Origin of the sequence: Nonomuraea jiangxiensis, from assembly GCF_900099965.1 — a bacterium.
Classification (GTDB): Bacteria; Actinomycetota; Actinomycetes; order Streptosporangiales; family Streptosporangiaceae; genus Nonomuraea; species Nonomuraea jiangxiensis.
In genome coordinates this window covers 343,437-356,452 of the sequence record NZ_FNDJ01000007.1, presented here as the reverse complement: position 1 = coordinate 356,452, position 13,016 = coordinate 343,437, and the positions used below count along the sequence as shown (strand labels likewise).

The window sequence follows — 13,016 nt, the reverse complement described above, 5'->3', positions numbered from 1 at the left end:
CGGACGGCCCTGAGAGCGGCTGGATTTAGGGTGCCCGCATGAAGATCCGCGCCGCCGCAGCAGAGGACGCCAGAATCCTGGCCCTGCTGAACCCTCACGTTCATGCGATCCACGCCGCTCACCGCCCCGACGTCTACCGCGTCGACCCACCCGAAGAGGAGCTCACCGACTACTTCGCGGCTCAGCTGGTCAAAGACGTCACGCGAGCGTTCATCGCCGAGATTGATCGTCCGGTCGGGTATGCCGTGGCCGTCATCGTACGTCGCGAGGAAAACCCGTTCCTCCAAGCCGAATCCTTCATCGTCCTCGATCAGCTGGCGGTGGATCCACAGGCGGCCAGAGGCGGGGTCGCGAGTCGGCTGATCGAGGCCGTGAAGGACGCAGGCAGGTTGGAGGGTTGCCGGAGGCTGCTGACCGACGTGCTGGACTTCAACGAGGGCGCCAAGGGCTTCTATGCGGCGGCCGGATTCGCCGAATGGAAACACGTGCTGGAGCAGCCGCTCTGATGCCTGCGCGGAGTTCGCCAGTGCGCCCCGCGCGGCCACTTCGGCCGCGACGCTACTCTCTCCCGTGATCATTCGCCCGGTGAGAGGTTGCCGATGTTCCGTGCCCTGGCCATCCTGGCCGCCACCGCACCGCTTCTGTTATCCATCCTGACGCTCGAAAGCTGCGGCTATTTCGCCTACCAGGTGATGGAGCCAAGCGCGCTGGAGACCGCCGTCTGGCAGAGCGCCGGATACGCCTCGACGCTGCTGCCCCTCATACTGGCGTTCCTCGCGCTCTGGGCGCCTCGGCAGTTCCCCAAAGTCGGTGCGATCTGCGCGGCGGTGACGCTGGCGCTTAACGCGCTGACCCTCGTCATCCCCTACACCAGCCCCTGTGGCCAGAGGAGCGGTGAGTGGCTCGTGGTGGCCTGCCACGCGGTCGCCGTCGTCGCCCTGCTGCGGACCCGCCCGGGACACCAACTGCCGAGACCGCGGGCGGCCCTCTGGAGCGCCGTCGTGCTTCTGGTGCTCGGCCAGGCCCTGGCCCGGAGGTACTTCTCCGATGTCTTTGTCGGCTGCTGGGCGGATTTGCGGGGCAGCTGGGCGCAGACCGCGATACACCTCGACACTGCCGGGGCCCTCTACATCTGGGTCGGCCTGGCTGCTGTCGGGGCCGTGCTGGCCGCGCATCCGAGCGCGCCGCTCGTCGGGCTGGCGCTGCTGGTGCCCGGATTGTTCCACCCGGTCGCCTGGTTTCTATCGTCCGCCCCGCATGGCTGCTCCAGCACTTTGGACCTGTTCGGCTGGCCCCACGTGATCGCGGGGGCGCTGGCTCTGCTCTCCCACGCTCGGCTGCCCGGCCGAGGCGGCCCCGGCACGACCCCGGAGCGGGAGCCCGCCCAGCCGCACTCTTCGTGAATGACCCGGCGTCAGCTCGTCAATCGTGCCGCCTCCGGCGGTTCTGCCGGAGGCGGCGGCGAGGTCGCATCACGCGACGGCGGTTCCCTCAAGCTCGACCATCAGGTCGGAGAGCGCCAGCCGTGTCACCCCGAGCATCGTGGTGGACGGTGCCACCCCGGCGGCGCCCAACCGTGACGCCAGCACGCCGTAGTGCCCGAACAGCCCATCGACGTCGGTGGTGTAGACGTTGAGCCGGACGAGGTTCGCGAGGGACATGCCGGCCTCGCCGAGTACGGCCTCCAGGTTGTCGAGGCTCAGCGCCAACTGCGCCGCCATGTCACCGGCATGCTGGGGCCTGCCTTCGCCGCTCATCGCGGTCTGCCCGGAGCAGTACAGCGTCCGGGTGTGCCCGGAGACGAGCTCACCCTGGTTGTACCCCAGCTCCGTCGACCACGCCCACGGGTTGACCGCCGTTCGCTCCATTGCCACATTCGCTCCATTCGATTCGTCGACATCACGTACGTCGATCGGCTCGGTAGCCGACATCCTTTGGTCGCGTTGATGAGCCTGCCAGCGAATACACGACATCCTGTGTCGTGTATTTCGGTAGAGTTCTCCGGGTGCGCGCCGACCGGTTGGTCTCGTTGGTGCTGCTGCTGCGGCAGCACGGTCGGCTGTCCGCGACCGCGCTGGCCCGCGAGCTGGAGGTATCCACCCGCACCGTGCTGCGCGACATCGAGGCGCTGTCCGCGGCCGGCGTCCCGGTCTACGCCGAACGCGGCCGGCACGGCGGTTTCGCGTTGTTGCCCGGGTTCCGTACCGAGCTCACCGGACTCAACCACGACGAGGCCCTTGCCCTGCTGATCGCCGGATCGCGGCGGGGCGCGCAGGCGTTCGGCCTCGGCTCGGCGCTCGCTTCGGCGATGCTCAAGGTGGTCGACGCGCTGCCCGAAAGCTATCGGGACACTGCGGCCGGCGCGGCCGAGCGGTTGCTCATCGACCCGGAGACCGACCTCCTCTCGCGCCGGCTGGTCACGGAGGAGGCGCCTGACACCGTGGTGGCCGAGGTCCTGCGCGCGGTGCTCGCCGGACACAAGCTGCGGATCCACTACGCGGCTGTGGACGAGACCCCGAAGTGGCGCACGGTCGACCCGATCGGCCTGGTCACCGTACGCGACCGGGGATACCTGCTGGCCACGAGGTCGGGCGCGGACCGCACCTACCGGCTGTCCCGGGTCCTGGCCGCCAAGCAACTCCCCGAACCCGCACAGCGACCAGACCGGGTCGATCTGGACCAGGCCTGGCAGGAACGCAGCACGCGGTTTCGGGCCGGCGGCGACCAGGTCACCGTGCTGGTACGGGTGAACCCGGTGCGGCGGGAGGACCTGCTGGGCACCGCGCTGGCCGTCCGCGCCGAGGAACCCGACACGGACGGCTGGCTGCGGCTGGAGGTGACCTTCCAGGACCCGAGACACGCCGAATGGGCGCTGTGGCAGCTCAGCACGAACGCGGAAGCCCTGGCCCCGCAGTGGTTACGCGACTCGCTGCGCGACCGCGCCACCACGATCGCCACCCGCTACGGGGGCTCATCCTGAAAGTTCGTGCGCGGCGACGGTCAAGGGGCGGGCTCATCCCCAGGTGAGAGGGATTTCGCCGGTGATGCGCGTACCGTGCGACAGCGAGCTGGTGACGGAGAGCCGTCCGCCGGCGGCGGCGATGCGGTCGGAGAGGCCGCGCAGTCCCGGCCCGTGCGGGTCGGCGCCGCCGATGCCGTCGTCGGAGACCACGAGGCGGAGCAGGCCGCCCTCCTCATCGACCGCGACGGTCACTTCGTTGGCCCTGGCGTGCTTGGCGGCGTTCGCGATGGCCTCGGAGGCGACGAAGTACACCGCGCTCTCGACCGTGGGCGGCAGCCGCCGGCCGGGGAGGGCGAGCACCTTTACGGGCAGACGTGCGCGTTCGGCCAGTGACTCCAGCGCTGGACCGAGTCCGGCGTCGGTCAGGATCGCCGGATGGATCCCCCTGGCCAGTTCGCGCAGCTCCTCGATGGCGGCCTCCGCCTCCGAGACCGCCTCGTCGACGACCGGGCGGGCGCGATGCCCGTCCTCCAGCCGGGAGCGTGCCAGCCGCAACATCAGCGCGAGGTTCACCAGTCGCTGCTGGGCGCCGTCGTGCAGGTCGCGTTCGATGCGGCGGCGGCCCGCGTCCATCGCTTCCACGATCCTGCTCCGCGAGCCCTGTACCTCCGCGAGTTGTGCCATGACCTTGGCGTTGAGCCGCTCGTTCTCGATCGCCATCAGCACCGTGGTGGCGGCGGCCCGGATCAGCCGGGGGTCCTCGTCCAGCGCGGGATCGTGCACCAGCGCCACGACGTGGCCGGCGCCGCCTTCCAGCAGGGTGACCGCATGCTGTTCCGCCGCCGTGGGCAGGCCTGCTGGTCGCCCGGTCACGTCCACGAAGCGCTCGTGATCCGGTGGCCGGAGGAGCAGCCGCAGCGTCGGGTCGCGAAGCGCGTCCGCCAGCGCCTGCTGTACCTGTGCGGGGCGCAGCGGGGCGTCCAGGCTGAGGGCCAGGTCGGCGACCACGGAACGGTGCAGGCGGGCGCGGGCCAGGCTGACGAGGAATCCCACCGGCCACAGCGCCGAGGCGGCGTACGCGCCGAAGTCGGCGACCAGGACGGCGGTGGCGACCTCGGGGCGGTCCACGGCGGTGCCCACCCAGCCCGCGGCGGCCAGGGTGAAAGCCGACACGGTGGCCGGCAGCATCGGCAGGAGCACGTGGCGGCGAGGCGGCGAGGCGCGATACCAGCGTAGGCACAGTGCCATCAGGACCAACGCGCACGTCACGGTGAAGACGGCGATGACGGTGAGCTGGTAGGGCCGGGCCACGACGTAACCGGCGGCGAACACGCCGCTCGGCGGGCAGGTGTCACAGCCGTAGTGGGCGGGTTCAACGAGCACCTGCGCGACCGTCACGATCGGCACGATGACGAAGTAGCCCGCGTACAGCAGGACCCTGCGCGCCGGGCCGGCCCGGCCGCGCTCCTCGGGGAAGCTGATGGCGATGTGCAGCCACAACAGGATGAACAGCGGCGAGGCCAGGTTGCCGATCGCGTAGGCGACCGGGTGGTTCACATAGGTGAGGCTGTTGAGCGTCCCCACGGCACCGGAGGTGAGCATCAGCGCGCCGAGCATGCTGCCCGGCCTGCGCGCCAGCGCGACGAACCCCGCCACGAAGAACGACCACGTCGCCAGGAGCGCGGCGCCCGCCTTGGCGACCGCGACCGCGTCCGGATCGGCCCCACCCCACATCACGGCCGCCCCGTAGAAGGAGCCGCTGGCCAGGAACGCGACCGCGCCGCCGCGCGCACCGCCCAGGCCCGCCGGCCGGGGACCGGACACCGTACGGGTCCGTACGGTCCGCCCGGCGAGGACGCCGGCGCGGGCGGGCGCTGTCATGAGGCGCGCAGGTACGCCAGCACGGCGAGCACCCGGCGGTTGTCGTCCTCGCTGAGGGCGAGCCCGAGCCGGTCGAAGACGTTGCGGACGTACGCCTCCACGGTCTTGTGGCTCAGCCCCATGTTCCTGGCGATGGCGGAGTTCGACCGCCCCTCGGCCATCAGGGCGAGCACCTGGCTCTCCCGTCCGGTCAGCTCCTCCAGGACCGTGCTGGAGCGCGGGCGCGACACCAGCCGGCTCACCAGCCCGGGATCGACCACGCACTCGCCCGCGGCCACGCGGCGCACCGCCTCGGCCAGCTCGCTCAGCCGGGTCACCCGGTCCTTCAGCAGATAACCGGCGCCGCCCGTCGCCGCGCAGGCGTCGCGTACGAGAGTCATCGCATGATGTGTCTCGACATACTGCGACAGCAGCAGCACGCCCAGACCCGGATGCTCCGCCCGCAGCCGCCGCGCCGCGTCCAGGCCCTCGGAGGTGTACGTGGGGGGCATCCGGATGTCGACCACCGCCACGTCGGGCCGGTGGGAGCGGGCCAGGATGAGCAGCCGCTCGGCGTCACCGCACTGCCCCGTGACCTCGAACCCCGCCTCGCCCATGAGCCGGGCCAGCCCTTCCCGGAACAGCAGCGCGTCGTCGGCGAGCATCACCCGCACGGCCACGCCCCATGAGTTTCCGTCAACCCGACTCCCCAGCGCGAACCGGCATCCCCCCTGACTTTATGTCAAATTCCAGGGAGAAGCCGGGGCGCGGCAAGAGAGCGGGGTCTCCTACCGAGGAGCAGTGGGCGGCGCCGGGACCGCTTCACCTGTCTCAGTGCGGACGGGGGATGGTGGGGCGGGTGTAATCGGCTCCGGTGCACGTTTCGCCGGTCTCGGCCAGGCACCATCGGTTGAGGCGCCCCGATCCCAGATCGATGTGACCGCACCCGGACGCGCTTCCGTTGGCGTCGCGCAGAGTCCGAGTCCCGCCGCCCGACCTGAGGGTGTACTCGATGCGGAGGCGTTGTTGTCGGCCTCGCGATCGCAGACCCACAGCTCGTCATAGATCGCAGAACTTACGGCGTAATTGTCTCCGTGCATGTTCCACACCTGGTGATCCGCCAGAGCGGGCGAGGAGACGGCCGTGGTAAGCCCGGCCGCCAGTACAAAACAGGCCAGGGCCGTCACCGTTCGCCTGTGGCTGGTTCGAGACATGCTTTTCTCCTTTGTCGGCGAGTCGAGGCGCGGCGGGCCGCCGCGTTCGGGGCGCAGGGAGCGGGCCGGCCGGCTGGTCAGAAGCCATCGTCACAACCGGCAGGGTCGGCCCACCAGAGGGTTATCCCTCGGGGTCGTCCACGGGCCGATCGCCGGGGGAAATTGGACTAATTGCCCGAAGCGTCGGAAATACGCCTTTTGATCGCCAAGAGCGATTCACCGAGCGGTGCGGCAGCACCTGAATACTCGGCACGCCAACAAGCTTGTCGAGAGGATCGGACATGACGTACCCCACCGCACGCCGGGCTGTGCGGTCGCTGGTCGCCGTCGCCACACTGACCGCTGGTCTGGCGGTCGGCACCATCGGTGCACACGCTGACGATGACCCCCGGGTCGACGAGGTCCGGCAGATCCTGGCCCAGCTCAAGCCGCTGGTCAAGCCGCCGGTGTGCGACCAGGTGCCGGAGCCGGAGCGCTGGGAGCACGTAGGGACCCCGGACAAGGGCTCCGAGAACGTGATCATCTCCGCCCACCGGGGAGCGAACACCCTCGCCCCCGAGAACACGCTGAAGTCCTACGAGTACGCCTTCGCCTACGGTGTCGACCTGGTCGAGGTGGACGTCCAGCAGACCAAGGACGGCAAGTTCGTCGCCCTGCACGACTCCACCGTGGACCGCACCACCAACGGCACCGGCAACATCACGGACCTGACCTACGACGAGGTGCGCGCCCTCAACGCCGCCGACTACGCGCCCTGGAAGGGCGGCGAGTACGACCCGGCGCAGATCGCCTCGCTGGAGGAGATCCTCGACCTCGCCAAGCGGGCCGGCCGGGGCGTCGAGCTCGACATCAAGGGCTCGGTGACCGAGGAAGGAAAGGTCACGGACCTGGTCAAGAAGTACGGTCTGATCGAGGAGTCGATCTTCAACTCGGGCGACCCGCGGGTCTTCGTCTCCGCGCCTGACGCCCGGGTCATCTACAACCGCAGCGACTGGGAGCCCGGCTACCTGATCTACGAGATCGGGCAGATCGCCAAGGTGTACGGCTCGACCCTTGCCGAGTACGCCCCCGAGTCCATCGCCGCCGCCCACGACGCGTGCGCGGTCGTCATGCCGCACGCCTACGACGCGGGACCGGAGCAGGAGGTGGCCCAGTTCCAGCTCGCCCGTTCGATCGGCGCCGACGGCGTGCAGACCAACCAGCCCGCCCTCATCGTGGCCGCGGCCGGCGAGGCCGTCGACTCCAAGATCGTGACGAGGCGGAACAACGGCCATGGCCGCGCCGACGACCGCGACCGTGGCGCGAACGCCGACCAGGTGTGCCTGGTCAACGCCGACAACGACCTGGGCTTCCCCGGCAAGACGGTGCACCTCGCCAAGGGCAACGGCAGGAAGGGCATCGACCTGGTCACCGGTGACGGCGGCTGCGTGACCGTACCCGCCAGGAACCTGCGTGGCGCGAAGGTCTCCTTCGCCGGGGACGGCGCCGTCCACGCCTCTACCGGACGCGCATGAACACGCGGCCCTCGGGGCTTCTCCCGGCACCAGCCGTCCTGACTGGGTAGGACGGGAAGCCGGACGCCGCCGCGGGATGTTCCCGTGGCGGCGTGATCGGCCTGGTCATGAGGGCTCGGTTCCGACCATCCAGCGGGCGTGACCGTATTGTTACCAACAAGGGTGATTAAGGCGCCTGAGAGTGGCAAATGATCAGGTGAGGTCCAGCAGAGGGCTTCGTCTCGCGATAGATACGAGGCGCGCTTCTGCCTGGGCTTTTGTCTTGGGCGGGGCGGCCTGCATAGCTGGGAGCAGCTAACATCATGACCGTTCAGGACATCACGATCACCGACATGACCGCCGAAGAGCTTCTCGTGGCCATGGTCGACCCCGACACCTCCGACGAGCAGCGGATGAGGCTGCGCGAGAGGCTCGTCGAGATGCACCAGGGACTGGTCACCGAGATCACCCGCCGCTACCGCCACCGCGGCGAACCGCTGGAGGACCTGCGGCAGGCCGCCTACGTCGGCCTGGTCAAGGCCATCAACGGCTTCGACGCCAGCCTGGGCCACGACTTCCGGGGCTACGCCGCGGTCACCATGACGGGTGAGGTCAAGCGACACTTCCGCGACCGGACCTGGGCCATCCGGGTACCGCGCGTCTACCAGGAGCGCCGCGCCGAGCTCAACCGGATCACCGGCGAGCTCACCCAGCTGCTGGGCCGCTCGCCCACGGTGGCCGAACTGGCCGCCAAGATGAACCTGTCAGAGGAGGACGTGCTGCTGGCCCTGGACGCTTCGACGGCCTACAGCACCCTGTCCCTGGACGCGCCGGTCGGTACGGACGACAGCGACTCGGCCAGCCTGGGCGATCTCATCCCCGACTACGACCAGACGCTGGAAACGCTGGTCGACGCGCAGGCGGTCAAGCCGCTCATCGACGCCCTGCCGTACCGGGAGAAGAACATCCTGCTGCTGCGGTTCTACGGCAACCTGACGCAGGCCGAGATCGCCGCCGAGTTCGGCATCTCCCAGATGCACGTCTCGCGCATCCTGCGCGCCACGCTCACCCACCTGCGCAAGGCCTTGACCGCCGGCCCCGATCACCGGTCGTCCCGCCTCACCCGCGCGGCCGCCTGACCGGTCCTCCAGGTGCGTTGGATCGAGCGTCAGGCACGTTCGATCCAACGCCCCTGAGCGGGGGGTGTTCACGCATGGCCCACAGGCCCTTCCAGCAGGAGCCGTTCACCGGCCGTCCGGTAGCCCACGGCCCGGTTCACGGCCGGCATCGGCGCGTTCCGCTGGTTGACTCATCCGGGCTTCCCAGGCGCGCACCGCCGCCCGGTCCCAGGCCCGCGCCGCCATCTCCCGTACGCCGGGCCAGGTGCCGGCGAACGCTTCACCGGGTTCCCCGGCCGATGCCAGGGCCTGGATCCGGTCCATCCCCGTCGAGCGGGCATCGCCGGCGATCCGGGCCGGCAGGGCGGAGCCGATGCCGTTGCGGCGGGCCGGAGCCGCCACGAACAGGCGCAGGAAACCGACCCGGGGATCGTGCGGCTGGGGCCGTAGTTCGGCCACGCCGGTGATCGGCCGAGCGCCGTCGGCGCGGGCGGCCCAGCGCAGCACCGGAGGAGCCTCCTCCTCGGCCAGCAGCCGCTCGGCCAGTGCGGACGCGAGCGGCGGGTCGCCGGACATCTCGCTCTGTCCCTCGCTGAACACCGTGCACCAGGCCGCGAGGTCGTCCTCCGTCGCACTCCGGGGTACGAAGGGTTCGTAGGTCGCCACAGCGGCCCCTGCTCCCGACGGGTGCCTCAGCTCGCCGCCTGCTTCACGAGGGCGCTGATCCGTGCCTCGTCGTCGGCGGTCAGGTCCGTCAGCGCGTACGCGGTCGGCCACATGGTGCCGTCGTCGAGGTTCGCCGGGTCGTTGAAGCCGAGGGTCGCGTACCTCGCCTTGAACTTGGCCGCGGGCTGGAAGAAGCAGACGATCTTGCCGGCCTTGGCGTAGGCGGGCATTCCGTACCAGAGCTTCGGCGCCAGGGTGGGCGCGCCGGCTCTGATGATGGCGTGGATCCGCTCGGCGAGGAGGCGGTCCTCCCCCACCATCTCGGCGATCTTCGCGAGCACGTCGCGCTCCGCGTCGGCCTCGGTGGCGCGCGAGCCGCGGCGCGCGGCCTTCTTCAGCTCCTGGGCGTGCTCCTTCATCGCGGCTCGTTCGTCGTCGGTGAACCCGTCGTACGTGCCCTTGGCGGCCTTCTGCGTTTCGGTCATGGTGAGGCTTCCTGTCTGCGAGTGATGAGAATGTGGGCCATTGCGGCGGTTTGTCCGGCTTCGCTCGGAGAGCGTACGCCGTGCACCGCTCACCCCCAGGCGCCGGCGATCTGCCGGGTGGTGGCGTTGAGCCGGTTGAACAGGTTGGTGACGCCGATCATCAGCACGATCGCGGCCAGTTGCTTCTCGTCGAAATAGGTGGCCGCCCTGTCCCAGACCTCGTCGCTCACCGCGTCGGCCCGGTCGGCCAGCCGGGTCGCGGCCTCGGCCAGCGCGAGCGCCGCGCGCTCCTCCTCGCTGAAGTACGGGGCCTCCCGCCAGGCGACGACCGAGGCCAGCCGATCGTCGCTCACCCCGGCCTTGCGGGCGGTCTTGGTGCCGGCGTCGACGCAGGCACTGCAGCCGTTGATCTGGCTGACCCGCAGATGGACCAGCTCCAGCGTCTGAGCGTCCACGCCACCGGCGTGCACGGCCTTGAACAGCGCCTGAATGGGCTGCATCGCGTCGGGCAGGACGAAGGCCGGGTTCTGCATACGGGACTGCATCGTGCTCTCCTCTTCCGGATCGGCGCCCCGTCCCTCGGGGCGTGACTCCATGACAGCCGCACGGGCTTGCCAGGGCCACGACGGTGGGACACCGTGGGACAGTTGAAACGGCTTCGGCCTGCGGTGATTCGTCCAGGTAAAGTGCTTCTGCTACGGGACAGAGAGGCACGAAAACGGTGGCTGCGTACCAGCGGATGGCGAAGGTGGACCCCCAGGACGAACTGGCGGCCCGGCTGCGCTTGCTCCAGGAGTTGTCCGGGCGGGGCGTACGAGCTCTGGCGCGGGACACGGGGCTCAGCTCGTCGTCGCTGTCGCGCTACCTCAACGGCCAGTCGGTGGCGCCCTGGCCCGTGGTGATCGAGCTCTGCCGCCTCGTCAAGCGGGACCCCCGCCCGCTGCGCCCCTTGTGGGAACGGGCGACGAGCCCTCTGCCGGCGCCCCCGAAGGCGAGCCGCCAGGTCCAGCCCCCGTCGCCGCCCGCCGGCGCCCCGCGCCCGCCCCGCAACGATCTGCCGCGCGACGTGCCGGACTTCACCGGACGTGAGGCCCAGCTCGCCGCCGTGCTCGCCGCGGTGGACCGCAACCGGGTGGTCGCCATCGACGGCATGGCGGGCGTCGGCAAGACCTGTCTGGCGGTCCACGCCGCGCACCGGCTCGCCGCCGACTACCCCGATGCCCAGCTCTACCTGGACCTGCACGGGTTCACCGACGGGCGGGAACCGCTCGATCCCGATCCGGCGCTGCGGGCGTTGCTCGCCGCGCTCGACGTGCCCTCGGAGAAGATCCCGCAGGAGGGTGGAATCGAGCCCCTGGCCGCCTGCTGGCGGGCGGAGCTGGCCGGCCGGCGGGCCGTCGTGGTCCTCGACAATGCCGCGAGCGCTGACCAGATACGCCTGCTGCTGCCCGGGGCGGGCGCCTCCGTCGCCCTGATCACCAGCCGTAACCGGCTGCTGGGCCTGGAGGAGGTGCCGCCGGTCTCGCTGGACGTACTGACCCCGGAGGAGAGCGCGGAGCTGCTGGCCCGCGCCAGTGGCGACGCCAGGGGTCCCGACGGCCGGCTGGCCCGCGACCCGGAGTCCGCGGCCGAGGTGCTGCGGTTGTGCGGCCATCTGCCGCTGGCCCTGCGGCTGGCGGGGGCGCGGCTGCGGCACCGGCCGGGCTGGACCGTGGGCATCCTCGTCGAGCGCATGGCGGAGGGCGCGAGCGAGTTCGACACCGCGTTCGCCATGTCCGTACGGCAGCTCGACCGGGGCGAGCGCCGGTTGTTCCGGCTGCTGGGCCTGCTGTCCGGATCGTCCTTCGACGAATACGTGGCCGCGGCACTGGCGGACGTGCCGCTGCGCCGTGCCAGGACGATGCTGGAGGACCTGCTCGACGCGCACCTCGTCCAGCAGCCGTCGGCCGGTCGTTACACGCTGCACGACCTGGTCCACCAGCACGCGCGCCGGGCCACCGCGGAGCAGGACTCGCCGGAGGAGCGGGAGCAGGCGCTGGGCCGGGTGCTCGACTATTACGTACACGCCGCGGCCGCCGCCGACGCCGCCATGCCGTACGTGTCCGGCAGCCGCGCGGCCTCCGCGGGCCGGGCCCCGGCCGAGCTGCCGCGGTTCGCCGACAAGCATGCCGCGCTCAGCTGGTTCGGCACGGAGTACACGAACCTGATGGGCGCCTTCGAGATGGCGGTCGCCGCCGGAGCCGACGCGCATGCGTGCGAGCTGCCGCGCTTCATGCGGGCGTTCTTCGCCAGGCGGTGCGGCACGACGCACCTCAACGTGCTGTTCGAGCGGTCATTGTCGGCCGCCCAGCGCCTGGGCGACCCGTGGCGGCTGGCCGAAGCGCACAGCGACCTGGGCTTCGCTCGCTACAACGCGGGCCGGATGGCGGAGGCCGGGGCGGCGTACGAGGCGGCGGCACCGCTGGTGTCCCAGGCCGGGGACACCCGCTCCGAGGCGGACCTGGTCATGCGCCGGGGCTACCTGAGGTGGGACCAGGGCTATGTCGAGGAGCCACTCGACCTTTTCCGGCTGGCGGGCAAGCTGTACGCGGAGGCCGGGTGCCCGATGGGCGCGGCCCATGCGACCGCGTACGAGGCCTGGGCGATGCTGCAACTGGGCCACAGGGAGGAGGCGGCGCGGCTGGCCCGCGAGGTGCTGGATCTCGCGCACGCCGAGCCCGCCTGGCCGGCCGTGCTGACGGCCCGGATCACCCTCGGCGTGGCCATCGCCGACGAGCAACCGGACGTGGCCGCGGAGCACCTGCACCGAGCCCTGGAGGTCGCCCGCGAGGACGGCCACAGACACAACGAGGCGTGGTGCCTCAACTGCCTGGGCGTGGCCCTGCGCCAGATGGGCCGCTACGAGGAGGCGCTGGACAGCCACCGGCGGGCGTTCGCCCTCCTGGACGAGCTGTTCGAGGAGCACTGGAAGGTTCACTTCCTCAACGGGTACGGCGAGACCTGCCGGCTGGCCGGCCTGCCCGACGAGGCCCTGCGCCTGCACCGTCAGGCACTCGAACTGGCCCCGAAGGTGGGTTACCGGCACAAGGAGGCCCTGGCCCACGAGGGGATCGCGGCCGTCCTCGACGGGACGGACCCGGCCGCCGCCGCCGAGCACCGCGCGGCGGGGCAGGCCATCCGGCGGGAGCTCGAACTCAGGGCCTGACCCGGGGCTTCAG

Annotated in this window: 12 protein-coding genes; 6 read left to right on the top strand and 6 right to left on the bottom strand. The window is 70.8% G+C overall.

The annotated features are described in order from the left end of the window. Positions 1-38: 38 nt before the first annotated feature. Together BLS95_RS18135 and BLS95_RS18130 are read left to right on the top strand one after the other, a co-directional pair. Positions 39-506: a GNAT family N-acetyltransferase gene (locus BLS95_RS18135; protein WP_090932653.1), complete on the top strand. Its 468-nt coding sequence runs from the start codon at positions 39-41 to the stop codon at positions 504-506. A gap of 87 nt (positions 507-593) precedes the next feature. Further along, positions 594-1,403, top strand: a complete 810-nt coding sequence (locus BLS95_RS18130) for a hypothetical protein (protein WP_143043759.1) — start codon at positions 594-596, stop codon at positions 1,401-1,403. Positions 1,404-1,472: 69 nt separating this feature from the next. Here the strand turns inward: BLS95_RS18130 and BLS95_RS18125 are convergent, their stop codons facing one another. Continuing rightward, on the bottom strand, positions 1,473-1,868 hold the full coding sequence (locus BLS95_RS18125) for a RidA family protein (RefSeq protein ID WP_090932649.1): 396 nt from the start codon (positions 1,866-1,868) through the stop codon (positions 1,473-1,475). Between the two features lie 137 nt (positions 1,869-2,005). On the opposite strand from BLS95_RS18125, the gene BLS95_RS18120 reads away from it, so the two are divergent. After that, positions 2,006-2,980 (top strand): helix-turn-helix transcriptional regulator, encoded by a 975-nt coding sequence (locus BLS95_RS18120; RefSeq protein ID WP_090932647.1) that lies wholly within the window; start codon positions 2,006-2,008, stop codon positions 2,978-2,980. A gap of 33 nt (positions 2,981-3,013) precedes the next feature. Here the strand turns inward: BLS95_RS18120 and BLS95_RS18115 are convergent, their stop codons facing one another. Both BLS95_RS18115 and BLS95_RS18110 read right to left on the bottom strand, forming a co-directional pair. Then, the gene (locus BLS95_RS18115; RefSeq protein WP_143043758.1) at positions 3,014-4,843 is read right to left on the bottom strand and encodes a sensor histidine kinase; all 1,830 of its coding nucleotides are present in this window, start codon (positions 4,841-4,843) and stop codon (positions 3,014-3,016) included. Then, positions 4,840-5,502: a response regulator transcription factor gene (locus tag BLS95_RS18110; RefSeq protein ID WP_342742724.1), complete on the bottom strand. Its 663-nt coding sequence runs from the start codon at positions 5,500-5,502 to the stop codon at positions 4,840-4,842. Before BLS95_RS18110 ends, BLS95_RS18115 begins: the two co-directional genes overlap by 4 nt. Positions 5,503-6,317: 815 nt before the next feature. Between BLS95_RS18110 and BLS95_RS18105 the strand changes: the two genes are divergently transcribed. Both BLS95_RS18105 and BLS95_RS18100 read left to right on the top strand, forming a co-directional pair. Beyond that, the gene (locus BLS95_RS18105; protein WP_090932643.1) at positions 6,318-7,550 is read left to right on the top strand and encodes a glycerophosphodiester phosphodiesterase; all 1,233 of its coding nucleotides are present in this window, start codon (positions 6,318-6,320) and stop codon (positions 7,548-7,550) included. A 302-nt stretch (positions 7,551-7,852) separates the two neighbouring features. Beyond that, positions 7,853-8,668, top strand: a complete 816-nt coding sequence (locus BLS95_RS18100; RefSeq protein WP_090932641.1) for a SigB/SigF/SigG family RNA polymerase sigma factor — start codon at positions 7,853-7,855, stop codon at positions 8,666-8,668. A 105-nt stretch (positions 8,669-8,773) separates the two neighbouring features. Here BLS95_RS18100 and BLS95_RS18095 read toward each other — a convergent pair whose 3' ends face one another. The 3 genes from BLS95_RS18095 to BLS95_RS18085 form a co-directional block, all read right to left on the bottom strand. Beyond that, positions 8,774-9,313 (bottom strand): GNAT family N-acetyltransferase, encoded by a 540-nt coding sequence (locus BLS95_RS18095; protein WP_090932639.1) that lies wholly within the window; start codon positions 9,311-9,313, stop codon positions 8,774-8,776. A 26-nt stretch (positions 9,314-9,339) separates the two neighbouring features. After that, positions 9,340-9,798, bottom strand: coding sequence for an iron chaperone (locus BLS95_RS18090; protein ID WP_090932637.1), 459 nt, complete (start codon positions 9,796-9,798; stop codon positions 9,340-9,342). Between the two features lie 89 nt (positions 9,799-9,887). After that, on the bottom strand, positions 9,888-10,343 hold the full coding sequence (locus tag BLS95_RS18085) for a carboxymuconolactone decarboxylase family protein (RefSeq protein ID WP_090932635.1): 456 nt from the start codon (positions 10,341-10,343) through the stop codon (positions 9,888-9,890). A 176-nt stretch (positions 10,344-10,519) separates the two neighbouring features. Here BLS95_RS18085 and BLS95_RS18080 point away from each other — a divergent pair, with 176 nt between their 5' ends. Further along, positions 10,520-13,003 (top strand): tetratricopeptide repeat protein, encoded by a 2,484-nt coding sequence (locus tag BLS95_RS18080; RefSeq protein WP_245765125.1) that lies wholly within the window; start codon positions 10,520-10,522, stop codon positions 13,001-13,003. Positions 13,004-13,016 lie beyond the last annotated feature (13 nt).

Bases quoted from the DNA above. Each gene is read 5' to 3' on its own strand.
- BLS95_RS18100 (WP_090932641.1), top strand. From the start codon at position 7,853: ATGACCGTTCAGGACATCACGATCACCGACATGACCGCCGAAGAGCTT.
- BLS95_RS18090 (WP_090932637.1), bottom strand. From the start codon at position 9,798: ATGACCGAAACGCAGAAGGCCGCCAAGGGCACGTACGACGGGTTCACC.
- BLS95_RS18105 (WP_090932643.1), top strand. From the start codon at position 6,318: ATGACGTACCCCACCGCACGCCGGGCTGTGCGGTCGCTGGTCGCCGTC.
- BLS95_RS18135 (WP_090932653.1), top strand. From the start codon at position 39: ATGAAGATCCGCGCCGCCGCAGCAGAGGACGCCAGAATCCTGGCCCTG.
- BLS95_RS18125 (WP_090932649.1), bottom strand. From the start codon at position 1,868: ATGGAGCGAACGGCGGTCAACCCGTGGGCGTGGTCGACGGAGCTGGGG.
- BLS95_RS18115 (WP_143043758.1), bottom strand. From the start codon at position 4,843: ATGACAGCGCCCGCCCGCGCCGGCGTCCTCGCCGGGCGGACCGTACGG.
- BLS95_RS18085 (WP_090932635.1), bottom strand. From the start codon at position 10,343: ATGCAGTCCCGTATGCAGAACCCGGCCTTCGTCCTGCCCGACGCGATG.